At 62.6% G+C, this 23,561-nt stretch carries 23 protein-coding genes; 19 read left to right on the forward strand and 4 right to left on the reverse strand.

What is annotated here, in order from left to right:
* Positions 1-2,534: excinuclease ABC subunit UvrA (gene uvrA, locus Q0105_RS20840; protein ID WP_298214958.1), on the reverse strand; the 2,534-nt coding region annotated here is incomplete at its 3' end.
* A gap of 894 nt (positions 2,535-3,428) precedes the next feature.
* Between uvrA and Q0105_RS20845 the strand changes: the two genes are divergently transcribed.
* Positions 3,429-6,590: a fibronectin type III domain-containing protein gene (locus Q0105_RS20845; protein ID WP_298214713.1), complete on the forward strand. Its 3,162-nt coding sequence runs from the start codon at positions 3,429-3,431 to the stop codon at positions 6,588-6,590.
* A gap of 25 nt (positions 6,591-6,615) precedes the next feature.
* On the opposite strand, the gene proC is transcribed toward Q0105_RS20845, so the two are convergent.
* The 3 genes from proC to Q0105_RS20860 form a co-directional block, all read right to left on the reverse strand.
* Positions 6,616-7,452, reverse strand: a complete 837-nt coding sequence (proC, locus tag Q0105_RS20850; protein ID WP_298214715.1) for a pyrroline-5-carboxylate reductase — start codon at positions 7,450-7,452, stop codon at positions 6,616-6,618.
* A 70-nt stretch (positions 7,453-7,522) separates the two neighbouring features.
* Entirely contained in the window at positions 7,523-9,016 is a 1,494-nt protein-coding gene (glpK, locus tag Q0105_RS20855) for a glycerol kinase GlpK (RefSeq protein WP_298214716.1), read from the reverse strand.
* A gap of 20 nt (positions 9,017-9,036) precedes the next feature.
* Positions 9,037-9,801 carry a DeoR/GlpR family DNA-binding transcription regulator gene (locus Q0105_RS20860; RefSeq protein ID WP_298214718.1) on the reverse strand — a complete coding sequence of 255 codons (765 nt, stop codon included), beginning with the start codon at positions 9,799-9,801 and terminating at the stop codon, positions 9,037-9,039.
* Positions 9,802-9,998: 197 nt separating this feature from the next.
* On the opposite strand from Q0105_RS20860, the gene Q0105_RS20865 reads away from it, so the two are divergent.
* The 18 genes from Q0105_RS20865 (at position 9,999) to secY (ending at position 23,508) form a co-directional block, all read left to right on the forward strand.
* Positions 9,999-11,090: an ABC transporter ATP-binding protein gene (locus Q0105_RS20865; protein WP_298214720.1), complete on the forward strand. Its 1,092-nt coding sequence runs from the start codon at positions 9,999-10,001 to the stop codon at positions 11,088-11,090.
* A gap of 1 nt (position 11,091) precedes the next feature.
* A complete protein-coding gene (locus Q0105_RS20870) occupies positions 11,092-12,168 on the forward strand; it encodes an ABC transporter ATP-binding protein (RefSeq protein ID WP_298214722.1) in 1,077 nt (358 codons plus the stop codon).
* Entirely contained in the window at positions 12,165-13,061 is an 897-nt protein-coding gene (locus Q0105_RS20875) for a sugar ABC transporter permease (RefSeq protein ID WP_298214724.1), read from the forward strand. The genes Q0105_RS20870 and Q0105_RS20875 overlap by 4 nt, the downstream gene beginning before the upstream one ends.
* The gene (locus Q0105_RS20880; protein ID WP_298214726.1) at positions 13,054-13,866 is read left to right on the forward strand and encodes a carbohydrate ABC transporter permease; all 813 of its coding nucleotides are present in this window, start codon (positions 13,054-13,056) and stop codon (positions 13,864-13,866) included. The genes Q0105_RS20875 and Q0105_RS20880 overlap by 8 nt, the downstream gene beginning before the upstream one ends.
* Before the next feature lie 12 nt (positions 13,867-13,878).
* The gene (locus tag Q0105_RS20885) at positions 13,879-14,187 is read left to right on the forward strand and encodes a DUF2160 domain-containing protein (RefSeq protein ID WP_298214727.1); all 309 of its coding nucleotides are present in this window, start codon (positions 13,879-13,881) and stop codon (positions 14,185-14,187) included.
* Positions 14,188-14,367: 180 nt separating this feature from the next.
* A complete protein-coding gene (locus tag Q0105_RS20890; protein WP_298214729.1) occupies positions 14,368-16,101 on the forward strand; it encodes an ABC transporter substrate-binding protein in 1,734 nt (577 codons plus the stop codon).
* Between the two features lie 184 nt (positions 16,102-16,285).
* Positions 16,286-17,881: a glycerol-3-phosphate dehydrogenase/oxidase gene (locus Q0105_RS20895; RefSeq protein WP_298214731.1), complete on the forward strand. Its 1,596-nt coding sequence runs from the start codon at positions 16,286-16,288 to the stop codon at positions 17,879-17,881.
* Between the two features lie 195 nt (positions 17,882-18,076).
* Positions 18,077-18,445 carry a 50S ribosomal protein L14 gene (rplN, locus tag Q0105_RS20900; RefSeq protein ID WP_007861702.1) on the forward strand — a complete coding sequence of 123 codons (369 nt, stop codon included), beginning with the start codon at positions 18,077-18,079 and terminating at the stop codon, positions 18,443-18,445.
* 9 nt (positions 18,446-18,454) lie between these two features.
* Positions 18,455-18,775: a 50S ribosomal protein L24 gene (gene rplX / locus Q0105_RS20905; RefSeq protein WP_108618710.1), complete on the forward strand. Its 321-nt coding sequence runs from the start codon at positions 18,455-18,457 to the stop codon at positions 18,773-18,775.
* Positions 18,776-18,784: 9 nt separating this feature from the next.
* Complete coding sequence (gene rplE, locus Q0105_RS20910; protein WP_298214737.1) at positions 18,785-19,324, forward strand: 50S ribosomal protein L5; 540 nt, start codon at positions 18,785-18,787, stop codon at positions 19,322-19,324.
* 8 nt (positions 19,325-19,332) lie between these two features.
* Positions 19,333-19,638, forward strand: a complete 306-nt coding sequence (rpsN, locus tag Q0105_RS20915; protein WP_007861712.1) for a 30S ribosomal protein S14 — start codon at positions 19,333-19,335, stop codon at positions 19,636-19,638.
* A 20-nt stretch (positions 19,639-19,658) separates the two neighbouring features.
* Complete coding sequence (gene rpsH / locus Q0105_RS20920; protein WP_005793636.1) at positions 19,659-20,054, forward strand: 30S ribosomal protein S8; 396 nt, start codon at positions 19,659-19,661, stop codon at positions 20,052-20,054.
* 25 nt (positions 20,055-20,079) lie between these two features.
* Complete coding sequence (rplF, locus tag Q0105_RS20925) at positions 20,080-20,613, forward strand: 50S ribosomal protein L6 (protein WP_298214743.1); 534 nt, start codon at positions 20,080-20,082, stop codon at positions 20,611-20,613.
* A gap of 11 nt (positions 20,614-20,624) precedes the next feature.
* Positions 20,625-20,990, forward strand: a complete 366-nt coding sequence (gene rplR / locus Q0105_RS20930; RefSeq protein ID WP_005793639.1) for a 50S ribosomal protein L18 — start codon at positions 20,625-20,627, stop codon at positions 20,988-20,990.
* A gap of 17 nt (positions 20,991-21,007) precedes the next feature.
* Positions 21,008-21,526 (forward strand): 30S ribosomal protein S5, encoded by a 519-nt coding sequence (gene rpsE / locus Q0105_RS20935; protein WP_298214745.1) that lies wholly within the window; start codon positions 21,008-21,010, stop codon positions 21,524-21,526.
* A gap of 13 nt (positions 21,527-21,539) precedes the next feature.
* Positions 21,540-21,722: a 50S ribosomal protein L30 gene (rpmD, locus tag Q0105_RS20940; RefSeq protein ID WP_100133813.1), complete on the forward strand. Its 183-nt coding sequence runs from the start codon at positions 21,540-21,542 to the stop codon at positions 21,720-21,722.
* Between the two features lie 10 nt (positions 21,723-21,732).
* Positions 21,733-22,164, forward strand: coding sequence for a 50S ribosomal protein L15 (gene rplO / locus Q0105_RS20945; RefSeq protein ID WP_298214748.1), 432 nt, complete (start codon positions 21,733-21,735; stop codon positions 22,162-22,164).
* Positions 22,165-22,188: 24 nt separating this feature from the next.
* Complete coding sequence (secY, locus tag Q0105_RS20950; RefSeq protein ID WP_055395679.1) at positions 22,189-23,508, forward strand: preprotein translocase subunit SecY; 1,320 nt, start codon at positions 22,189-22,191, stop codon at positions 23,506-23,508.
* The last annotated feature ends 53 nt before the right edge of the window (positions 23,509-23,561 follow it).

The raw sequence follows: 23,561 nt of genomic DNA on the forward strand, positions 1-23,561 counted from the left end.
TCGCGGTTGTAGCGCTGGCCGTGGCAGATGTCGCAGGGCACGTACACGTCGGGCAAAAAGTGCATCTCCACCTTCACCACGCCGTCGCCCTGGCAGGCCTCGCAGCGGCCCCCGCCCGAGGATTGCGACACGTTGAAGCTGAAACGCCCTGGGCCGTAGCCGCGCTCCTTGGCGGTGTTGGTCTCGGCCATCAGCTCGCGGATGGGGGTGAACAGGCCGGTGTAAGTGGCTGGGTTGCTGCGCGGCGTGCGGCCAATGGGGCTCTGGTCCACATTGATGACCTTGTCGAAATACTCGATGCCCACGATCTCTTCGTGCGCAGCCGGTTCTTCATGCGCGCGGTGAACCTGCCGCGCCACGGCGGCATACAGCGTGTCGTTGACCAGCGTGCTCTTGCCCGAGCCAGACACGCCCGTCACGCAGGTGAGTAGCCCCACGGGGAAATCCACCGTCACGCCCTTGAGGTTGTTGCCCGTGGCGCCCACCACACGCAGCGCCTGCACGGCGCCCTGGCGCGCATGGTGCTCTGCCAAACGCTCTGCGCGGCGCTTGCTGGCCTCGGTCTGCGGAAAGCGCGACTTGGTTTTGGCCTCTGCCACCGGCGCGGCCGGTTGCTCCAGCACCGGCAGCCAGGGTGTACGGCGCTTGGGCACGGCAATCGATCGCACGCCCGAGAGGTACTGGCCCGTGAGCGACTGCGTATTGCCGCGCACTTCGTCATAGGTGCCCTGCGCCATCACGCGCCCGCCGTGCACGCCCGCGCCAGGGCCCATGTCGATCACATGGTCGGCGGCGCGCATCATGTCTTCGTCGTGCTCCACCACGATCACGCTGTTGCCGATGTCGCGCAGGTGCTGCAGCGTGGCGATGAGACGATCGTTGTCGCGCTGGTGCAGGCCGATGCTGGGCTCGTCGAGCACGTACATCACCCCCGTCAGACCCGAGCCAATTTGTGAAGCCAGGCGAATGCGCTGCGCCTCGCCGCCGGAGAGGGTCTCGGCGCTGCGGTCCAGGCTCAGATAACTCAGGCCCACGTCGTTCAAGAATTGCAGGCGTGTGGTGATCTCGCGCACCACCTTGTCCGCAATCTCGGCCTTGGCACCGGTGAGCTGCAGCGCCTTGAACCACGCATGCGCATCGCTCAGCGTGGCGTGGCTCACCTCGTAGATGGCGCGGGCCTGCTCGCCCTCGCCCACCTTCACATGACGGGCCTCGCGGCGCAGGCGCACGCCGTGGCATTCAGGGCAGGGCTGGGTGCTGCGGTAGCGGGCCAGGTCCTCGCGCACCACCACCGAGTCCGTCTCGCGGTAGCGGCGGGCCATGTTGGGCAGGATGCCCTCGAACGCATGTTTCTTGGTGATGGCCTTGCCTTTTTGCGCGCCACTGTCGAGGATGTAGCTGAAGGCAATTTCTTCATCACCCGAGCCCTGCAAAATGGCTTGCTGCACCGGCACGGGCAGCGACTCGAACGGCGCCTCGATGTCGAACGCGTAGTGCTTGGCCAGGCTCTCCAGCATCGCAAAGTAGTAGCCGTTGCGCCGGTCCCAGCCCTTGATGGCGCCGCTGGCCAGGCTCAGCGTGGGGAAGGCCACCACACGCGCCGCATCGAACACCTCGCGCTGGCCAATACCGTCGCACGCCGGGCAGGCGCCCATGGGCGAGTTGAAGGAAAACAGGCGCGGCTCCAGCTCGGGCAGCGAATAGCTGCACACCGGGCAGGCAAATTTGCTGCTGAACAGGTGCTCTTGCCCCGTGTCCATCTCCAACGCCAGCACGCGGCCATTGCCCTCGTGCCCACCCACGCGCAGCACCGCCTCGATGCTCTCGGCCAGGCGCTGCTGCATGTCAGGCCGCACCTTGATGCGGTCGATCACCACGTCGATGTTGTGCTTCTCGGTCTTCTTGAGCGCGGGCAGGCTCTCGTGCTCATAGATCTGCCCATCCACCCGAAAGCGGATATAGCCCAGCGCCTGCATCTGCGTGAACAGCTCGGTGAACTCGCCTTTCTTCTCGCGCGCTACGGGGGCCAACAGCATGAGCTTGGTGTCCTCGGGCAGGGCCAGCACCGCGTCCACCATCTGGCTCACCGTCTGCGCGGCCAGCGGCAGGCCGTGGTCGGGGCAAAACGGCGTGCCCGCGCGGGCGTAGAGCAGGCGCAGGTAGTCATGGATCTCGGTCACCGTGCCCACGGTGGATCGCGGGTTGTGGCTGGTGGCCTTCTGCTCGATGCTGATGGCGGGCGAGAGGCCCTCGATCAGGTCCACATCGGGCTTGTCCAGCCGCCCCAGAAACTGCCGCGCATAGGCCGACAGGCTCTCCACATACCGCCGCTGGCCCTCGGCATACAAGGTGTCGAACGCCAGGCTCGACTTGCCCGAGCCCGACAGCCCCGTGACCACCACCAACTGGTTGCGCGGGATGTCGAGATCGATGTTCTTGAGATTGTGCGTGCGTGCGCCCCGAATGCTGATGCGCTGCTCGCGCAGGACGCGGGCGAGGTAAGTGCCGTCGGCAGCTCGGTCTTCATTGGGGATGAAATTCACGGGTAGGGCTCGCAGCAAGAAAACCGACCATGATAGGTCAACGGCTCGGTTTTCACCCCCTCTCCCTTACGTACCACACACAGGGGGCGGGTCAGACTGCAGAAATCAGGGGCGTCAGATTGCGGATCGCCTTTCGCCTCCGTCGGTCCTCTGGCAAAGGCAACGCTATTCGATACAAAACATTACACTTATCGTGGTTCGTATTGCTCGCGCCAGTTTGTTTCTATGTGCGCCCGTAGGCCGTGCTTCGGCGCGTTGCGCCACCAGCGCCCTCGTTCACCATCACCTCAAACAACCCCCAGTTTTGGACATTGGATGAAGACCATGGTTTTTTCTGCGTTTCGACCTGTTTTCAGCAGCGGCCCTGTGGCCCCGCGTGTTCGGACCCCTCGAGTTTCTTCTGAGTGCGGAAAGAGGGCGAGCACTTGGCGATGGTTGGCGCGGTGGCTGACGGGTATGGCCATGTTGTGGACCGCCATTGGCGGGGCGCAGGCCGCATCGTTCACTGATGATTTCAACGCCAACTCGGGCGCTGTAACGTCATTCTCACGCTCGTTAGGTGGTGTGAACTTTGTCTACACCTTCACGACAGATGGGGATGGCGGTGACATAGAGTGGGACAGCCAAGGCGGCGTAGGCGACTCGGCATCGATAGGCCTTTTTTCCACTTCTCCAAATGGTGGGGTAACCGAGCGATTTACTATCGTTCGACAGGATGGTGTCCGTTTCACTTTTTCCAGCCTGTTTGTTAACAACGCCTTCGGGCTGGCCACAGTGACTGTGGGAGGCTATCGCAACGGCACGTTGGTGGGCAATACACAGACAGTTGCCGGGGGGGGCTTCGCCACTTTGATGTTCGGCAATCTGGATGTCGATGAAGTTCGTGTGACTTCGGCAGATTTTTCCGGTACTTACCTGGACGAGTTCAAGGGTGACAGCACTCCACAAGCACCGACCGTAACCAACGCCAACATCAGCATATCCGGCGCCAGCGGCACCGGCGGCTCTTACAAGATCGGCGACACCGTCACAGCCAGTTGGAACAGCACAGCCTTGGGCGACAACAACAGCGGCATTACTGGCGTGACCATGAACTTCAGCCAGTTTGGCGGCGGTGCGGCGGTGGCGGCCTCCAACAGCAGCAACACCTGGACGGCGACCTACACCATCACATCGGGCGCAATCGACGCCACCGCCCGCAATGTGAGCGTCACCGCCACCAACGCTAGTAGCTCCACTACCGCAGCCGACGCCACCAATGCCACAGTGGACAACATCGCCCCCACAGTCACCGATGCGCGCATCAGCATCTCGGGCGGCAGCGGTATTGGCGGCGCTTACAAGATCGGCGACACCGTCACCGCCACCTGGAACAACACGGCCAGCGGCGACAACAACAGCGACACCATCAGCGACGTGACGGTGAACTTCACGCAGTTTGGCGGCGGCGCTGCGGTAGCGGCCAGCAACACCAGCGGTACCTGGACGGCCAGCTATACCATCGTGGCAGGTGCCATCAGCAACACCAACCGCAACGTGGCCGTGACCGCCATCGACAACGCGGGCAACGCCACCTCCACCAGCGACTCCACCAACGCCACGGTGGACAACGTGGCCCCGTCGGTCAGCAGCATCGTCGTGAGCGGCTCGCCCGGCAGCGGTGACACCAGCATGGCCTTTACGGTCAACTTCAGCGAATCGGTCACCAACGTGTCTATCGGCGACTTCACTTTGCAGGTTTCAGGCACGGCCTCCGGTGGCATTGCTAGCGTGTCCGCCAGCACGGGTTCCTCGATCACTGTAAGCATCACAGGTATCAGCGGCAATGGTACGCTCAAGCTCAACCTGAATGGGTCGACCAACGTGGCCGATGCGGCAGGCAATGGGGTGGCTGCTTACAACAGCGGCAGCACGCACACTGTCGCCATGCCCACCGCACCTGGCGCCCCCATCATCGGCACGGCCACTGCGGGCGATGCGCAGGCGAGCGTGACCTTCACCGCACCGGGCAGCAATGGCGGCTCCGCCATCACCACCTACACGGCCTCTGCCAATCCGGGCCCAGCCACTGGCACCTGCGCCGGTCCTGCGGCCTGCACCATCACCGTGACGGGCCTCACCAATGGAACGCCCTACACCTTCACGGTCACGGCGACCAATAGCGTTGGCACCAGTTCCGCATCAGGCGCATCCAACTCCGCCACGCCCAAGGGCAACCAGACCATCACCTTCGCCAACCCCGGCGCGCAGAACTACGGCACCAGCCCGACCCTCAGCGCATCCGCCAGTTCGGCGCTGACGGTGACCTTCACCTCATCGACCACCGGGGTCTGCACCACCACCAGCGGCGGCGCGCTCACCTTCGTCACGGCGGGCTCTTGCACCATCGATGCCGACCAAGCGGGCAACGTCGCCTGGAACGCAGCACCCACCGTCACGCGCACCTTCGCCGTGAACGCCGTCGCACCCGGCGCGCCCACCATCGGCACGGCCACGGCGGGCGACACGCAGGCGACGGTCGCGTTTTCGGCGCCGGCCAGCACCGGTGGCTCGCCCATCATCGCGTCGGGCTACACCGTCACCGCCAATCCGGGCGGGGCCACCGCGACCGGCTCCAGTTCGCCAGTCACCGTGACCGGGTTGACCAATGGGGTTTCCTACACATTCACCGTCACCGCCACCAACAGCGCGGGGACGGGGGCGGCGTCGGCAGCATCCAATTCGGTGACACCAGCATCGCCACAAACCATCACCTTCGCCAACCCTGGCGCGCAAAGCTACGGAACGAGTCCCAATCTGTCTGCTCTCGGCGGTGGCGCGTCGTCCACATCGGGCTTGACGGTGACCTTCACCTCGTCCACTACAGGGGTCTGCACCATCACCTCCGGTGGGACGCTGACCTTTGTCACGGCGGGCACCTGCACCATCAACGCCGACCAGGCGGGCAATAGCAACTTTTTGCCAGCTCCCCAGGTCTCGCGTTCGTTCACGGTGAGTCCGGTCGTTCCGGGCGCACCTACGTCACCCGTGGCCACGGCGGGCGATACCCAGGCCTCCGTGGCGTTCACTGCGCCCGCAAGCAACGGCGGCTCCTCCATCACGGGTTACACGGTGACCGTGAACCCGGCGGATGTTGCTCCGGTCAACGGCGCGTCGTCACCCATCGTCGTCACGGGGCTGACCAATGGCCAGGCCTATACCTTCACCGTAACGGCAGACAACGCCGCAGGCACCGGCCCGGCCTCGGCTGCCTCCAACTCCGTTACACCCAAGGCCACCCAGACCATCACTTTCAACAATCCTGGGACGCAGAGCTTCGCCACACCGCCCACCCTCACGGCCACATCCGACTCCGGCCTGACCCCGACGTTCACATCGTCCACCACTGGTGTTTGCACCATCACCAGCATCGGCGCGCTGACCTTCGTGACCGCGGGTAATTGCACCATCAATGCCGACCAGGCGGGCAACGGCAGCTATCTGGCAGCTGCGCAGGTCAGCCGCACCTTCGCCATCAGCGCGCAGGTGTCGGCATCAGGCTCGGTGGCTGGCATGACGGGAACAGCCATGGCCACGCTGTCGGGCGGTGGGGCCAGCTGTACGCTGAACCCCAGTAACACCAGCTTCATGACACCCAGCAGCGCCCCTGCAGGTCGCTCGCTGCCCCATGGCGGTTTCGAGTTTCTGGCCACGGGTTGTTCGGGCGGTGCCACCATCACGCTGGTCTATCCCGACCCCCTGCCTGCCGGAGTCCAGTTCTGGAAGTTCGGTCCCGCCACCGCGGGTGCGCCCACGTCCACCTGGTTTGCCTGGTCGGGCGCCACCCTCAGCACTGACCGCCGAACAGTGGTCTACACCGTGACGGACAACGGCGTGGGAGATTCCGACCCTGCGACGGGCCGCATCCGCGACCCCTTCGTGCCAGCACTCGCTGCAGTGGGGGCTGATGCAGTAGGCATCCCTGTCAACAACCCATGGGCGTTGGCCCTGATGGCGGTTTTGGTGGCATGGCTGGGGACGAGATACCGCCCCCGTGTTCGCGGCTAAGGAGTCAACCCCAGCGCCTCAGCGTTTACCCCCCAAACTCCTCGCCCAGTTCATCAGCCCGGTGGCGGGCTGCCTCCATGGCGCGCTCGAAGGCGGCGCTCACTCCATCTGCCTCCATCGACTGCAGGGCCGCATAGGTGGTGCCGCCCTTGGACGTGACGCGCTGGCGCAGCACGGCCGGGGGTTCGTCGGAGCGGCGGGCCAGCTCCGAGGCGCCCACGAAGGTGCCCACGGCCAATTGGTGGGCCTGCTGCTGGGTCAGCCCCATGCCGGTGCCAGCGCGTGTCATGGCTTCGAGGAAGTAAAAGACATAGGCTGGACCCGAGCCTGAGAGTGCGGTCACGGCGTCGAGCTGCTTTTCGCTGGTCACCCACAGGAAATCGCCGGTGGACGCCATGATGGCCTCGATCTGTGCACGCTCGGCTGCGCCCACTGCGGGGCGGGCGTACAGAGCGCTCATGCCCTTGCCCACCAGGGCGGGTGTGTTGGGCATGGTGCGCACGATGCGCTCGGTGCCCAGCCACTGGGCGATGCTGTCCGAGCGGATGCCCGCCGCCACGCTCAGGTGCAGGGCGTGCTGGGTGTGGGCCTTGGCCTGCGCGGCTGCGTCTTTGAAGGTCTGGGGCTTGACGGCCCACACCACGATGTCGGCGCGCTGCAGGGCAGGGCCTGCTTCGGGCTGGGCCTCGATCCCGTGATTCTTGCGCAGCGCCTCGCGGGCCTCGGCCCAGGGCTCGACCACCTCGATCTGGCTGGCGGGGTGGCCCTGGTGGATCAGCCCGCCAATGATGGCGCTGGCCATGTTGCCGCCGCCGATGAAGGCGATCACGGGAAGGGCAGGGGAGGCGGTGGTCTGGCTCATGATGGTGTGTGCAGGCAAAGTGGCAAACAAGGGCCACGATGGTAGCGCCGCCAGACCATGGCGCGCTGCGCTAGGCTGCGGTGGCTTGCCGCACGGCGTGCTCCCAGCGGGCCATGAGCTCTTGCGCGCGCGCGTTGCTGAGCGTGGGCACGAAGCGCCGGTCGGCGCGCCACAGGTGCGACAACTCGCTGGTGCTGGCATACACGCCGCTCGACAGGCCCGCCAGGTACGCCGCGCCTAGCGCCGTGGTCTCGATGACCGCCGGGCGCACCACTGGAATGCCCAGCAGGTCGGCCTGGAACTGCATCAGCAGGTCGTTGATGCTGGCGCCGCCGTCTACGCGCAACTCGCTCACCGGGGCGCCGCCAGCGGCCACGGCGTCGCGGCTCATGGCCAGGAGCAGAGCGGCGCTTTGGTAGGCAATGCTTTCGAGCGCTGCGCGGGCGATGTGGCCCAGGGTGGAGCCGCGTGTGAGGCCCGTGATGGTGCCGCGCGCGTCGGGCTGCCAGTAGGGTGCGCCCAGGCCTGTGAAGGCGGGCACCATCATCACGCCGCCCGAGTCGGGCACGCTTTGCGCGAGCGATTCAACCTCGCCGCTGGTGGAGATGGCGCGCAGGCCGTCGCGCAGCCACTGCACCACCGCGCCGCCCACGAAGACGCTGCCTTCCATGGCGAACTCGGTCTGCGTGCTGGTCTGCGCCGCGCTGGTGGTGAGCAAACCGTTCTGGCTGGTCTGGAACGTGGTGCCCGTGTGCATGAGCATGAAGCAACCCGTGCCGTAGGTGTTCTTGGCCATGCCCGCCGTGAAGCAGGCCTGGCCGAACAGGGCGCTTTGCTGGTCGCCCGCCACGCCACCGATGCGGATGCTGTGGCCCAGAAGGTCAGGGGCTATGTCGCCGAAGTGCGCGCTTGATGGCAGCACCTCGGGCATCAGCGCCTTGGGGATGCGCAGCAACGCCAGCAGATCGTCGTCCCACTGGTTGGTGTGCACGTTGAACAGCATGGTGCGCGAGGCGTTGCTCACGTCCGTCACATGCACCTGGCCGTGGGTGAGCTTCCACATCAGCCAGCTGTCCACCGTGCCAAAGGCCAGCTCGCCGCGCTCGGCCGCATCGCGCGCGCCGGGCACGTGGTCCAGCAGCCACTGCAGCTTGGTGCCCGAGAAGTAGGCGTCCACCAACAGGCCCGTCTTGGCCTGGATGGTGGGCGCGTGGCCTTGTTCGCGCAGTTGGGCGCAGGCGGGCTCGGCGCGCCGGTCTTGCCAGACGATGGCGTGGTGCACGGGCTGGCCGGTCTTGCGGTTCCACAGCACCGTGGTTTCGCGCTGGTTGGTGATGCCCACCGCGCGCACGGCATTCGCGGCGATGCCCGCCTTGGACAGCGCATCGCGTGCGGTGGCTAACTGGGTGCGCCAGATCTCCATCGGGTCATGCTCCACCCAGCCGGGCTGGGGGTAGATCTGCGGCAGCTCCCGTTGTGCCTGGGCCACGATGTGGCCGCTTTCGTCAAAAACGATGCTGCGGGAGCTGGAGGTGCCTTGGTCGAGTGCGAGCAGGTAGGTCATGGTGAGAAGGTATCAAGGGGTCAGGCCGCCACGGTGCAGATCACCTCGGCATCCTGCAGCAGGGCGGGGAAGGGCTCGGGCGGCGGTGCATCGGTGAACAGGCGGTCGATCTGCGCCAGCGTGGCCAGTTGCACCATGGCCGGGCGGTTGAACTTGCTGTGGTCGGCGGCCAGCCAGACTTCGCGCGATTGTTCGATGATGGTTTGCGCCACTTTTACCTCGCGGTAGTCGAAGTCGCGCAGCGAGCCATCGGTCTCGACGCCCGAGATGCCGATGAGCGCGATGTCTACCCGGAACTGGCGGATGAAGTCCACCGCTGCCTCGCCCACGATGCCCCGGTCGCGCGTGCGCACCACGCCGCCGGCCACGATCACCTCGCAATCGGGGTTGCTGCTCAGGATGGCGGCCACGTTCAGGTTGTTGGTGATCACGCGCAGGCCGCGGTGGTGCAGCAGCGCCTTGGCGATGGCTTCGGTGGTGGTGCCGATGTTCAGGATCAGCGAACAGTCGTTGGGCACTTGATTTGCCACGGCGCGCGCAATGCGCGCCTTGCCTTCGGCATTGAGCGTTTCGCGTTGGGTGTGGGCAATGTTCTCCACCGTGGAGCTGGGCACACGCACGCCGCCGTGAAAACGCGTGAGCAGGCCGGACTCGGCCAGGCGCTGCACGTCGCGGCGCACGGTCTGCAGCGTCACGCCCAGGGTGTCAGCGAGTTGCTCCACCGTGGCGGACTTGCGTGCGCGGACTTCTTCAAGAAGCAGCAGTTGTCGGGGGTTCGTATTCACGCGATTTTGGAAAACAGGGGGTGATAGATACTTTAAATCGAACAAAAAGGAACCTGTTAAGGGTAAACCTTGATTTAATATGATCAAAAACGAACAAAAATGAACGCAATCGAAAAGCGAGAGGGCCTGCTGCGGCTAAAACCGCAGCGGCGCAGGATTCACGAGCCCCTTCGGGGTGACAAACGAAAGGTTGCGTGATGCAGCTGGCATTGGACAGCATCAGCAAGAAGGTGGGGGCGCAGACCTGGCTGTATGACATGAGTCTGGCGCTCCAGAGCGGTGCCGTGACGGTATTGCTGGGCGCCACGCAGGCGGGCAAGACCAGCCTCATGCGCATCATGGCCGGGCTGGATACGCCCTCCGCCGGCCGGGTCATGGTGGACGGTGTCGACGTGACTGGCATGCCCGTGCGCGATCGCAACGTGGCCATGGTGTACCAACAGTTCATCAACTACCCCTCGATGAAGGTGGCGGCCAATATTGCGTCGCCCCTGAAGCTGCGCGGCGAAAAGAACATTGACGCCCGGGTGCGTGAGATCGCCAGCCGCTTGCACATCGACATGTTCCTGGACCGCTATCCCGCAGAGCTATCGGGCGGGCAGCAGCAGCGCGTGGCCCTGGCGCGTGCCTTGGCCAAGGGCGCGCCGCTGATGCTGCTGGACGAACCCCTGGTGAACCTGGACTACAAGCTGCGCGAGGAGTTGCGCGAGGAATTGACCCAATTGTTCGCCGTCGGCCAATCCACCGTGGTGTATGCGACCACCGAGCCAGCCGAGGCCCTGCTGTTGGGTGGTTACACGGCGGTGCTGGACGAAGGCCAGTTGCTGCAGTACGGCCCTACGGCCGAGGTGTTCCATGCGCCCAACTCGCTGCGGGTGGCGCGCGCCTTTAGCGACCCACCGATGAACCTGGTGGCGGCTTCGGCCACTGCACAGGGCGTGCGCCTGCAAGGGGGCGCAGAGCTGACGCTCCCCCTGCCGCAGGGTGTGGTAGCGACGGGCGGGCTGACGGTGGGCGTGCGTGCCAGCGCGCTGCGCGTGCAGGCGCGCCCCGGCGATGTGAGTGTGGCCGGTGTGGTGGAGCTGGCCGAGATTTCGGGCTCCGACACCTTTGTGCATGCCTCCACGCCTTGGGGTGATCTGGTGGCGCAGCTCACCGGGGTGCATTACTTTGAATTGGGGGCGGCCCTTACGCTGCATCTGGACCCGGCCCAGGCCTATGTGTTTGGTGCCGATGGCCGGCTGGCTTGGGCACCCGTGCGACACCTCACCGTACAAGGAGGGCGCTGAGATGGCCCGCATCAGCCTGGACTTGGCGCATTCGTACAAGCCGAACCCGCAGCAGGACAGCGACTACGCGCTGCTGCCTCTGAAGATGGAGTTCGAGGACGGTGGTGCCTATGCGCTGCTCGGCCCCTCGGGCTGTGGCAAGACCACCATGCTCAATATCATGTCGGGGCTGCTCGTGCCCTCGCATGGCAAGGTGCTGTTTGATGGCCGCGACGTGACGCGCGCCAGCCCGCAGGAACGCAACATTGCGCAGGTGTTCCAGTTCCCCGTGATCTACGACACCATGACGGTGGCCGAGAACCTGGCGTTCCCGCTGCGCAACCGCAAGGTGCCTGAGGACCAGATCAAGCAGCGCGTGGGCGTGATTGCCGAGATGCTGGAGATGAGCGGCCAGCTCAACCAGCGCGCGGCGGGCCTGGCGGCTGACGCCAAGCAAAAGATATCGCTGGGCCGGGGCCTGGTGCGCGCCGACGTGGCGGCGGTGCTGTTCGACGAGCCGCTCACCGTGATCGACCCGCACCTCAAGTGGCAATTGCGGCGCAAGCTCAAGCAGATTCACCACGAACTCAAGCTCACGCTGATCTACGTGACCCACGACCAGGTGGAGGCGCTGACCTTTGCCGACCAGGTGGTGGTGATGACGCGTGGCCGTGTCGTGCAGGTGGGCTCGGCCGATGCGCTGTTCGAGCGGCCCCAGCATGTGTTCGTGGGCCACTTCATCGGCTCGCCGGGCATGAATTTTTTGCCTGCGCAGGCGGATGGCGGGCATCTCAGCATCGCGGGCCACCGTGTGTTGGCACCCGCAGAGCGCGCCTTGCCAGCGGGTCCGTTGCAAGTGGGGGTGCGGCCGGAGTATCTGGCGCTGGCATCGGCCGAACAGCCGGGGGCCATTGCCTGCACGGTGTTGCAGGTGCAGGACATCGGCACCTACCTGATGCTGACCGCCAAGGTGGGTGAACACACGCTCAAGGCGCGTTTTACCCCTGAAACGCGCCTGCCTTCGGCGGGCGACACGGTCTGGCTGCAGGTGCTGGGCAGCCACACCTGCTTTTACAAGAATGAGGAGTTGCTGGCATGAGCGCAACCACCAAACCGGTGAACCAGAAAGCCTGGTTCCTGATCCTGCCCGTGATTTTGTGCGTGGCCTTCTCGGCCATCCTGCCGCTGATGACGGTGGTCAACTACTCGGTGCAGGACATCATCTCGCCCGAGCGCCGCGTCTTCGTCGGCACCGAGTGGTTTTCCGCCATGATGCGCGACGAAGAACTGCACGCGGCACTGTGGCGCCAGCTCACCTTCTCGCTGGCCGTGCTGGCGGTGGAGATCCCGCTGGGCATCTTGCTGGCGCTGTCCATGCCTGCGCAGGGCTGGAAGTCGTCCGCCGTGCTGGTGGTGGTGGCGCTGTCGCTGTTGATCCCATGGAACGTGGTGGGCACCATCTGGCAGATTTACGGCCGGGCCGATATCGGCCTGATGGGCCGCATGCTGCAGGAGATGGGCATCGAATACAGCTACACCGGCAATGCCACGCAGGCCTGGCTCACGGTGCTGCTGATGGACGTGTGGCACTGGACGCCGCTGGTCGCGCTGCTGGCCTTTGCGGGGTTGCGCTCCATCCCCGACGCCTACTACCAGGCCGCCCGCATCGATGGTGCGAGCAAGTTCGCGGTGTTTCGCTATATCCAGCTGCCCAAGATGCGCGGCGTGCTGATGATCGCGGTGCTGCTGCGCTTCATGGACAGCTTCATGATCTACACCGAACCCTTTGTGCTCACGGGCGGCGGGCCGGGCAATGCGACCACGTTCCTGTCGCAGTACCTCACGACGAAGGCGGTCGGCCAGTTCGATCTGGGCCCTGCCGCAGCCTTCTCGCTGATCTATTTCTTCATCATCCTGCTGCTGTGTTTCATCCTCTACAACTGGATGCAGCGCGTGGGCACCGCCAGCAACGAAGGGGCCGGCCATGAGTGAAAAACGCTTCCAAAAGCGCACGCTGTTCCTGATCGCGTACCTGGTGTTTGCATTGCTGCCCATCTACTGGATGGTCAACATGAGCTTCAAGACGAACGAAGAAATTCTGTCGAGCTTCTCGTTCTTTCCGCAGCATTTCACCTGGGCCAACTACAAAACCATCTTCACCGATCCGTCGTGGTACTCGGGCTACATCAACAGCCTGATCTACGTGGCGATCAACACGGTGATCTCGCTCACCGTGGCGCTGCCTGCGGCCTACGCGTTCAGCCGCTACCAGTTTCTGGGCGACAAGCATGTGTTCTTCTGGCTGCTGACCAACCGCATGACGCCGCCCGCCGTGTTTTTGCTGCCGTTCTTTCAGCTCTACACCACCGTGGGGCTCATGGACACGCACATTGCCGTGGCGTTGGCGCACCTGCTGTTCAACGTGCCGTTGGCGGTGTGGATTCTGGAAGGCTTCATGAGCGGCATCCCGCGCGAGATCGACGAGACGGCCTACATCGACGGCTACAGCTTTCCGCGCTTCTTCGTAGCGATCTTCCTGCCGCTGATCAAGGCAGGTGTGGGTGTGGCGGCGTTCTTTTGCTTCATGTTCAGCTGGGTCGAGCTTCTGCTGGCGCGCACGCTGACCAGCGTGAATGCCAAGCCCATCGTGGCGACCATGACGCGCACCGTGAGCGCCTCGGGCATGGACTGGGCCACGCTGGCCGCTGCTGGCGTGCTGACCATCGTGCCGGGCGCCATCGTGATCTGGTTTGTTCGGCACTACATCGCGAAGGGATTCGCGATGGGCCGTGTTTGAGGAGGATGCGCCATGTTTGACTGGATGGCCTGGACATTGCCGGTGGCCGTGTTTTTTATCTGCATCGTGCTGATGCTGGTGGTTATGACGGTGTGGGAGCTCAAGTCGCCCACGGTCATGCGCAAGGGCTTTTTGCCACTAGAGACCACACGCGGTGACCGACTCTTCATTGGCTTGCTGTCGGCGGCCTATGTGAACCTGATTTTTGTAGGCATCAGCGGCAAGCTGGCCCAGTGGTTCAGCCTGCAAAACGAGCCATCGGTTTGGATCAGTTTTGTGTTGTCGATGGCGCTCCTGGCGTTGATCCTGCGCAAGGGGTGATATGAAAAAGATAGCTGCTTGCGTTTGATACATGGCGCTTTCAATGCAAAAAGATTATCAAACCATTGTTTAACAAGCGCTAGCAGCTACTGTTTTTGATGGCTTCATAGGCCTGGCCTGGTTCCCCCCTGGGCTGGTGTCGCTCTACCAATGGGGGTCTCAATCTGAGAGGAGACAGCAATGAAGGTGCAGTTCAAGGCGATCGCTTTCGCCGCCGCGGCTCTGGCGATCGGACAGGCCGCATGGGCCGGCGAGGCCGAGGCCAAGAAGTGGATCGACAGCGAATTCCAGCCGTCCACGCTGAGCAAGGACCAGCAGATGGCCGAGATGAAGTGGTTCATCGATGCCGCCAAGAAGCTCCAGGCCAAGGGCGTGAAGGAGATCTCTGTGGTGTCCGAAACCATCACCACCCACGAGTACGAATCCAAAACGCTGGCCAAGGCGTTTGAGGAAATCACCGGCATCAAGGTGAAGCACGACCTGATCCAGGAAGGCGACGTGGTCGAGAAGCTGCAGACCTCCATGCAGTCGGGCAAGTCGATCTATGACGGCTGGATTTCTGACTCCGACCTCATCGGCACGCACTACCGCTACGGCAAGATCATGAGCCTGACCGACTACATGGGCGGCGCAGGCAAGGAGTGGACCAACCCCGGCATCGACCTGAAGGACTACATCGGCACCAAGTTCACCACTGGCCCCGATGGCAAGCTCTACCAACTGCCCGACCAGCAGTTCGCCAACCTGTATTGGTTCCGCGCCGACCTGTTCGACCGCAAGGACATCAAAGACAAGTTCAAGGCCAAGTACGGCTACGACCTGGGTGTGCCGCTGAACTGGAGCGCCTACGAAGACATCGCCGAGTTCTTCACCAACGACGTGAAGACCATCGACGGCAAGGCCATCTATGGCCACATGGACTACGGCAAGAAGGACCCATCGCTGGGCTGGCGCTTCACCGATGCCTGGCTGTCCATGGCGGGTACGGCTGACATCGGCGCGCCCAACGGCCTGCCGATCGACGAGTGGGGCATCCGCGTGGCCGACGACAAGTGCACGCCCGTTGGCGCCTCGGTGGCCCGTGGCGGCGCCACCAATTCGCCTGCCGCCGTCTACGCCCTCACCAAGTACGTGGACTGGATGAAGAAGTACGCGCCCAAGGAAGCCACGGGCATGACCTTCGGTGAAGCCGGCCCCGTGCCCGCCCAGGGCCAGATCGCACAGCAGATCTTCTGGTACACCGCCTTTACGGCCGACATGACCAAGCCCGGTCTGCCCGTGGTGAACGCCGACGGCACGCCCAAGTGGCGCATGGCCCCCGGCCCCAACGGCCCGTATTGGAAGCAGGGCATGCAAAACGGCTACCAGGACGTGGGCTCGTGGACCTTCTTCAAGAACCACGACGCGAACAAGACGGCCGCCGCCTGGCTGTATGCGCAATTCGTGACGGCCAAGACCACGTCGCTCAAGAAGACCATCGTCGGCCTGACCCCGATCCGCGAAAGCGACATCCAGTCCAAGGCCATGACCGACATGGCCCCCAAGCTGGGCGGTTTGGTCGAGTTCTACCGCAGCCCCGCCCGCGTGGCATGGTCGCCCACCGGCACCAACGTGCCCGACTACCCTAAGCTGGCCCAACTGTGGTGGAAGAACGTGGCCCAGGCTGTGACGGGTGAAAAGACTCCGCAAGGCGCCATGGACACCCTGGCCGACGAGATGGACCAGGTGATGGCGCGCCTGGAGCGTGCGGGCATGGCCCACTGCGCGCCCAAGCTCAACAAGAAAGAAGACCCCAACAAGTGGCTGAGCGACAAGCAGGCCCCCTGGAAGAAGCTGGCCAACGAAAAGCCCAGGGGCGAAACCATCGCCTATGACAAGCTGCTGCAGGCTTGGAAGGACGGCAAGACGCGTTGATTCCGTGATCACCGTGTTTTGACAACCCGTTGGCAGCCAGAGCTCACAAGGTCTCTGGCTGCCTTTTTCGCTCCATGCCGCCCTCTTCGGTTTTTGTGCCAGGGGCGGCGGTATTCACTTTGGATGCACCAAGAATTAAAGGGTAAACCCTTGGTTTCTGCTCCACCCATGGACAATCACCCCCATGACCACAGCTTCCGCCCCCCTGCCTACGCGACGCGCCGACCTGTTGGCTCGTCTGGCCCAGCCGCACCACTATGACCTTGCCGTGATCGGCGGGGGAGCGACGGGGCTCGGGGTTGCGCTGGATGCGGCAGCGCGCGGCTTTAGCGTGGTGCTGGTGGATTCGCATGATTTTGCCAAGGGGACTTCATCGCGCGCCACCAAGCTGGTGCACGGCGGTGTCCGCTACCTGGCGCAGGGCAATATTGCGCTGGTGCGCGAGGCGCTGCACGAGCGCACCACCTTGCTGCACAACGCGCCCCATCTGGCGCAGCCCTTGCCGTTCGTGATGCCGTCGTACCGATTCTGGGAGACGCCTTTCTATGGCATCGGGCTCATGATGTACGACGCCCTGGCGGGCAAGGCCGGGCTGGGGTCTACCGAGTTTCTGGGGCGTGCCCGCACCCTCGAATGCCTGCCGACGGCCCGTGCCGAGGGGCTCAAGGGCGGCGTGAAGTATTGGGACGGGCAGTTCGACGATGCCCGGCTGGCCTTGGCTCTGGCGCGTACGGCGGCCAGCCTGGGGGCGCTGGTGATCAACTACTGCCCCGCGCGTGCCCTTATTCATGATGAAGCGGGCAAGGTGGCTGGTTTTGTGTGTGAGGATGCCGCCACGGAGCAGCAGTTCACGGTCCGTGCGCGCACGGTGGTGAACGCGACCGGCGTGTGGGTGGACACCCTGCGCCAGATGGATGGCGAGGCGATCGGTCGCCCCGTCAAGCCTATCGTGGCGCCCAGTCAGGGGGTGCACATCGTGGTGGACCGCGAGTTTTTGCCTTCTGACCACGCGTTGATGGTGCCCAAGACGGCTGACGGCCGGGTTTTGTTCGCGGTGCCATGGCTTGGCAAGCTCATCCTGGGCACAACCGACAGTCCGCGCCAAGACATCGTGCGGGAGCCAGAGCCTTTCCGCGAGGAAGTCCGGTTCATCCTGGAGGAATCTGCCCGCTATCTCACCCGCGCGCCCAAGGTCGAAGACATCCGCAGTATCTGGGTGGGTTTGCGCCCCCTGGTGAAGCCGCAGGACGATGACGGCGACAACACCAAAAAAATCAGCCGCGAACACACGGTGCTGGCCAGTCGCAGCGGCCTGATCACTGTGACGGGCGGCAAATGGACAACCTACCGGGCCATGGCTGAAGATGTGTTGCAAAAATGCTTCACCACGGGTTTGCTCCCTGAAAAACCGGCCGGCGCGACCAATCACCTGCCTTTGGTGGGCGCCCCAGAGGGGCCAGTGCGGCACCGCATCAGCGATGTTCAGGGCCTGCACTCCTATGGCAGCGAAGCGGCTGCTGTTCTTGGCATCGCCGGGGCGCAAGTGGACTTGGGCGCAGGCCTGACGGAGGCCATGGTGCGCTTTGCAGCGCGGCATGAATACGCATGCACCGTGGAGGATGTGCTGGCCCGCCGCTCTCGGCTGCTGTTTTTGGATGCGCGCAAGGCCGTCGAACTGGCCCCAGCGGTGGCGGCCATCCTGCGCGAGGAGCTAGACGCAGATCCTCAGCTGGATGCCTTTTTGGCACTGGCGCAGCAGTATTTGCACATTCCTTCGTGATGGAGTGCTTGACTTTGCGGAAGTCACTTGCCATAATCGAGGGCTTCGCGTTCAAAGCGTGAAGTTTCTGCCCAGCGGGAAGTGCTGCAAATGGTTTGCGGTGCGGACGACGGGCCCAAGACTGACTGGCTGATCTGCAGCCCTTGAGAAGTTCTCTGGGGCTGTTGTCTTCTGGTGCAAGTTGGGAATATTGAAATGATCCAGACAGAATCTCGGTTAGAGGTTGCCGACAATACCGGCGCTAAGTCCGTCCTTTGCATCAAGGTGCTGGGTGGTTCCAAGCGTCGCTATGCAAGCGTTGGTGACATCATCAAGGTGAGCATCAAGGAAGCTGCTCCACGTGGCCGCGTCAAAAAAGGCGAGGTTTACAGTGCGGTGGTCGTCCGTACGGCGAAAGGTATTCGTCGTGGCGATGGCTCGCTCGTCAAATTCGATGGCAACGCTGCAGTGTTGCTGAATGCAAAGTTGGAGCCCATCGGCACCCGCATCTTTGGACCCGTGACGCGTGAACTGCGTACCGAGAAGTTCATGAAGATCGTGTCCCTGGCTCCTGAAGTTCTCTAAGGACGCGCCATGAACAAGATTCGCAAGGGCGACGAAGTCATCGTGCTGACCGGCCGTGACAAGGGCAAGCGTGGCACGGTGTCGCTGCGCAAGGATGATTCCCACCTCGTCATCGACGGTATCAACCTGGTCAAGAAGCACGCCAAGCCAAACCCCATGAAGGGCACGACTGGCGGCATCATCGAAAAGGCAATGCCTATTCACCAGTCCAACGTGGCCATCTTCAATGCCGCCACCGGCAAGGCTGATCGCGTGGGCATCAAGGTGCAGGCTGACGGTTCACGCGTTCGCGTGTTCAAGTCCAGCGGCGCTGAAATCAAGGCGGCCTAAGGGGTAAACATGGCACGACTCCAAGAAATTTACCGCGACAAGATCGCCCCCGAGCTGATCAAGCAGTTCGGTTACACCTCGCCGATGCAGGTTCCTCGTCTGACCAAGATCACGCTGAACATGGGCGTGAGCGAAGCAGTCTCGGACAAGAAGGTGATGGACAACGCTGTGGCTGATCTGACCAAGATCGCTGGTCAGAAGCCTGTGGTGACCAAGGCCAAGAAGGCTATCGCCGGTTTCAAGATCCGCGAAGGCCAGGCCATCGGTTGCATGGTCACGCTGCGCGGCGTGCAGATGTATGAGTTCCTGGACCGTTTCGTGACCGTGGCACTGCCCCGCGTCCGTGACTTCCGTGGTATCTCCGGTCGTGCTTTCGACGGCCGTGGCAACTACAACATCGGCGTCAAGGAACAGATCATTTTCCCTGAAATCGAGTACGACAAGGTTGACGCCTTGCGCGGTCTCAATATCAGCATCACCACGACGGCCAGCTCCGACGAAGAAGCCAAGGCGCTTCTCGCTGGTTTCCGTTTCCCGTTCAAGAACTGAGGCGAAGCATGGCTAAAGTAGCTTTGATCCAGCGCGAACTGAAGCGCGAAAAACTGGCAGCCAAGTACGCAACGAAATATGCGGAACTGAAGGCAATCGCTGGCGATGCCAAGCGTAGTGATGAAGAGCGTGATGCGGCCCGTCTCGGCCTGCAGAAGCTTCCTCGCAATGCCAATCCCACGCGCCAGCGCAACCGTTGCGAAATCACCGGTCGTCCACGTGGCACCTTCCGTCAATTCGGTCTGGCTCGCGCCAAGATCCGCGAACTGGCTTTTGCAGGCGACATCCCCGGTGTCACCAAGGCCAGCTGGTAAGCAGGCAGGAGAGATTAAACATGAGCATGAGTGATCCCATCGCTGACTTGCTGACCCGCATCCGTAATGCACAGATGGTCTCCAAGGCCACGGTTCTGGTGCCTTCTTCCAAAGTGAAGATCGCCATCGCCCAGGTGCTGAAGGACGAAGGTTATATCGACGGCTTCCAGGTGAAAACCGAAGCTGGCAAGTCGGAACTCGAAATTGCCCTGAAGTACTACGCAGGCCGCCCCGTGATTGAGCGCATCGAGCGCGTCAGCCGCCCTGGTCTGCGTGTCTACAAAGGCCGTGATTCCATTCCACAAGTCATGAACGGTCTGGGTGTGGCAATTGTCACGACGCCCAAGGGCGTGATGACCGATCGCAAGGCGCGTGCTACCGGTGTCGGTGGCGAAGTGCTCTGCTATGTGGCCTAACCCGCGGCATTGAGGAGAAACTGAAATGTCCCGAGTAGGAAAAATGCCCGTGACCATCCCCGCAGGTGTGGATGTGTCCGTGAAACAAGACCAGATCTCCGTCAAGGGTTCTGGTGGCACCCTGTCGCTTGCACAAAACGTGCTGGTGAAGGTGTCGAGCAACGACGGCAAGCTCAGCTTTGAGCCTGCCAATGAGTCCCGCGAAGCAAACGCCATGAGCGGCACGATTCGCCAGTTGGTCAACAACATGGTGGTCGGTGTCAGCAAGGGCTTTGAAAAGAAGCTGAGCCTGGTTGGTGTGGGTTACAAGGCTGCGGCCTCTGGCGCCAAGCTGAACCTCGCTGTCGGCTATTCGCACCCGGTCAACATCGAAATGCCCGCCGGCATCACGGTTGCCACCCCTACACCCACGGAAGTGGTGATCAAGGGTGCCGATCGCCAGCGCGTCGGTCAGATCGCTGCCGAGATTCGTGCCGTTCGTCCTCCCGAGCCTTACAAGGGCAAGGGCATCCGTTATTCGGACGAAAAGATCACGATCAAAGAGACCAAGAAGAAATAAGGAGCTGCAACATGTTGACCAAGAAAGAGCAGCGTCTTCGTCGTTCGCGCCAGACCCGCATCCGCATTGCACAGCAAGGCGTGGCCCGTCTCACCGTGAACCGTACGAACCTCCATATCTACGCCAGTGTGATCTCCGGCGACGGCAGCAAGGTGCTGGCAAGTGCATCGACGGCAGAAGCCGACGTGCGCAAGTCGCTCGGCGGCTCGGGCAAGGGTGGCAATGCCGCTGCAGCCCAGATCATCGGCAAGCGCATCGCTGAAAAGGCGAAGGCAGCGGGCGTCGAGAAGGTTGCATTTGATCGCGCAGGCTTTGCCTACCACGGTCGCGTTAAGGCCCTGGCCGACGCAGCCCGTGAAGCTGGCTTGCAGTTCTAAGCGGAGCGGAATAAAAAATGGCTAAATTTCAACCCAAAGTGCAGAGCGAAGGTCAGGACGACGGTCTGCGCGAAAAAATGATCGCGGTCAACCGCGTGACCAAAGTCGTGAAGGGTGGCCGTATTCTCGGTTTCGCCGCTCTGACGGTGGTTGGCGACGGTGACGGCCGCGTTGGCATGGGCAAGGGCAAGTCCAAGGAAGTGCCTGCTGCGGTGCAGAAGGCAATGGAAGAAGCCCGTCGCAACATGGTCAAGGTTTCGCTGAAGAACGGCACCATCCACCACAACGTCACGGGCCACCATGGCGCTGCTGTTGTGATGATGGCTCCCGCTCCCAAGGGTACCGGTATCATCGCTGGCGGTCCTATGCGTGCAGTCTTTGAAGTGCTGGGCGTGACCGACATCGTGGCCAAGAGCCATGGTTCTTCCAACCCGTACAACATGGTTCGCGCTACTTTCGACGCTCTGGTGAATTCCACGACGCCTTCGCAAGTGGCTGCCAAGCGTGGCAAAGCGGTTGAAGACATCTTCGCCTGATTGGAAGTTGACTATGACTACGCAACAAACCGTCAAGATTCAACTGGTGCGCAGCCCGATTGGCACCAAGGAATCGCACCGCGCCACCGTTCGCGGCCTGGGTCTGCGCAAGCTCAATAGCGTGAGCGAGCTGCAGGACACGCCCGAAGTGCGCGGCATGATTAACAAGATCAGCTATCTGGTCAAAGTCCTCTGAGAGATAGATCATGGAACTCAATAGCATCAAGCCCGCAGACGGCGCCAAGCATGCCAAGCGCCGCGTAGGCCGTGGTATCGGCTCTGGCCTGGGCAAGACCGCTGGCCGTGGTCACAAGGGTCAGAAGTCCCGCTCCGGTGGCTACCACAAGGTCGGCTTCGAAGGCGGTCAAATGCCTCTGCAACGTCGCTTGCCCAAGCGCGGCTTCAAGTCGCACCTGCTCAAGTTCAATGCAGAAGTGACGCTGACGGCTCTCGATCAACTCGGTCTGGCCGAAGTCGACGTTCTGGCGCTCAAGCAAGCTGGCGTGATTGGTGAACTGGCCAAGGTGGTCAAGGTCATCAAGAGCGGTTCCCTGACCAAGGCTGTCAAGCTCAATGGTGTGGGCGCTACGGCTGGTGCCAAGGCAGCGATTGAAGCTGTTGGCGGCAGCGTCGCCTGAGTGTGGTTCTGAAGGAAGGCATCTGTGGCTACTAGCGCGGCTCAAATTGCAAAGACCGGCAAGTTCGGCGACCTGCGTCGTCGACTGGTTTTTCTGTTGCTTGCGCTGGTCGTGTATCGCATCGGGGCGCATATTCCCGTGCCCGGTATCGATCCAGCCCAACTCCAGCAGTTGTTCAGCGGCCAGCAAGGCGGGATCCTGAACCTGTTCAACATGTTTTCGGGTGGTGCGCTTTCGCGCTTCACGGTTTTCGCTCTGGGGATCATGCCGTACATCTCGGCTTCGATCATCATGCAGCTGATGACCTACGTGGTTCCCACGTTCGAGCAGTTGAAGAAGGAAGGCGAAGCCGGGCGCAGGAAGATCACCCAATACACCCGCTATGGGACGTTGGGCCTGGCCCTGTTCCAGTCGTTGGGTATTGCGGTCGCGTTGGAAAGCTCTGCTGGCCTGGTGTTGAGCCCCGGTTTTGGGTTCCGCATGACGGCCGTAGTCAGCCTGACAGCCGGAACGATGTTCCTGATGTGGTTGGGTGAGCAGATCACCGAACGTGGTTTGGGCAACGGTATCTCGATTCTCATTTTCGCGGGTATCGCTGCTGGTTTGCCAAGTTCGATTGGTGGGTTGCTGGAGTTGGTTCGTACCGGCGCCATGAGCATCCTGGCTGCCATCTTCATCGTCCTCGTGGTCGGTCTGGTGACTTACTTCGTGGTGTTCGTGGAGCGTGGTCAGCGGAAGATTTTGGTGAACTACGCTCGCCGGCAGGTCGGGAATAAGGTGTACGGCGGTCAGTCGTCGCACTTGCCCCTGAAACTGAACATGGCTGGCGTGATTCCTCCGATCTTTGCCTCGTCGATCATCCTGTTGCCTGCAACGGTGGTGAACTGGTTCAGCGCGGGTGAATCGATGCGTTGGCTGAAGGACATCTCTGGTGCTCTGACCCCTGGTCAGCCCATTTATGTGATGTTCTACGCCGCAGCGATCATCTTCTTCTGCTTCTTTTACACGGCCCTGGTGTTCAACAGCCGTGAAACTGCAGATAACCTGAAGAAGAGTGGTGCGTTCATTCCGGGCATTCGCCCAGGTGAACAGACCGCACGTTACATCGACAAGATCCTGGTTCGCCTGACTTTGGCAGGCGCTGTGTACATCACCTTCGTGTGCTTGCTGCCAGAATTCCTGATCTTGAAGTACAACGTTCCGTTCTACTTCGGTGGGACCTCGCTGCTGATCATCGTGGTGGTGACCATGGACTTCATGGCCCAGGTTCAGAACTACATGATGTCGCAACAGTATGAATCACTGCTCAAGAAAGCCAACTTTAAAGGCAACGCGGGCGGTTGATGAATAACGGAAAGCGGTGGCCGCAATGCGGTGCCGCTTGCAAAGACTGGATA

This window comes from Acidovorax sp., from assembly GCF_027492855.1.
Taxonomy (GTDB): domain Bacteria; phylum Pseudomonadota; class Gammaproteobacteria; order Burkholderiales; family Burkholderiaceae_C; genus Acidovorax.

Excerpts from the sequence above, each read along its gene's own strand:
- Q0105_RS20880 (WP_298214726.1), top strand. The coding sequence starts at position 13,054 with ATGAGTGAAAAACGCTTCCAAAAGCGCACGCTGTTCCTGATCGCGTAC.
- rpsE (WP_298214745.1), top strand. The coding sequence starts at position 21,008 with ATGGCTAAATTTCAACCCAAAGTGCAGAGCGAAGGTCAGGACGACGGT.
- rplN (WP_007861702.1), top strand. The coding sequence starts at position 18,077 with ATGATCCAGACAGAATCTCGGTTAGAGGTTGCCGACAATACCGGCGCT.
- Q0105_RS20865 (WP_298214720.1), top strand. The coding sequence starts at position 9,999 with ATGCAGCTGGCATTGGACAGCATCAGCAAGAAGGTGGGGGCGCAGACC.
- rplF (WP_298214743.1), top strand. The coding sequence starts at position 20,080 with ATGTCCCGAGTAGGAAAAATGCCCGTGACCATCCCCGCAGGTGTGGAT.
- Q0105_RS20875 (WP_298214724.1), top strand. The coding sequence starts at position 12,165 with ATGAGCGCAACCACCAAACCGGTGAACCAGAAAGCCTGGTTCCTGATC.
- rpsH (WP_005793636.1), top strand. The coding sequence starts at position 19,659 with ATGAGCATGAGTGATCCCATCGCTGACTTGCTGACCCGCATCCGTAAT.
- proC (WP_298214715.1), bottom strand. The coding sequence starts at position 7,452 with ATGAGCCAGACCACCGCCTCCCCTGCCCTTCCCGTGATCGCCTTCATC.
- rpmD (WP_100133813.1), top strand. The coding sequence starts at position 21,540 with ATGACTACGCAACAAACCGTCAAGATTCAACTGGTGCGCAGCCCGATT.
- glpK (WP_298214716.1), bottom strand. The coding sequence starts at position 9,016 with ATGACCTACCTGCTCGCACTCGACCAAGGCACCTCCAGCTCCCGCAGC.
- Q0105_RS20885 (WP_298214727.1), top strand. The coding sequence starts at position 13,879 with ATGTTTGACTGGATGGCCTGGACATTGCCGGTGGCCGTGTTTTTTATC.
- rplO (WP_298214748.1), top strand. The coding sequence starts at position 21,733 with ATGGAACTCAATAGCATCAAGCCCGCAGACGGCGCCAAGCATGCCAAG.
- rpsN (WP_007861712.1), top strand. The coding sequence starts at position 19,333 with ATGGCTAAAGTAGCTTTGATCCAGCGCGAACTGAAGCGCGAAAAACTG.
- Q0105_RS20870 (WP_298214722.1), top strand. The coding sequence starts at position 11,092 with ATGGCCCGCATCAGCCTGGACTTGGCGCATTCGTACAAGCCGAACCCG.
- Q0105_RS20895 (WP_298214731.1), top strand. The coding sequence starts at position 16,286 with ATGACCACAGCTTCCGCCCCCCTGCCTACGCGACGCGCCGACCTGTTG.
- rplE (WP_298214737.1), top strand. The coding sequence starts at position 18,785 with ATGGCACGACTCCAAGAAATTTACCGCGACAAGATCGCCCCCGAGCTG.
- rplX (WP_108618710.1), top strand. The coding sequence starts at position 18,455 with ATGAACAAGATTCGCAAGGGCGACGAAGTCATCGTGCTGACCGGCCGT.
- Q0105_RS20890 (WP_298214729.1), top strand. The coding sequence starts at position 14,368 with ATGAAGGTGCAGTTCAAGGCGATCGCTTTCGCCGCCGCGGCTCTGGCG.
- rplR (WP_005793639.1), top strand. The coding sequence starts at position 20,625 with ATGTTGACCAAGAAAGAGCAGCGTCTTCGTCGTTCGCGCCAGACCCGC.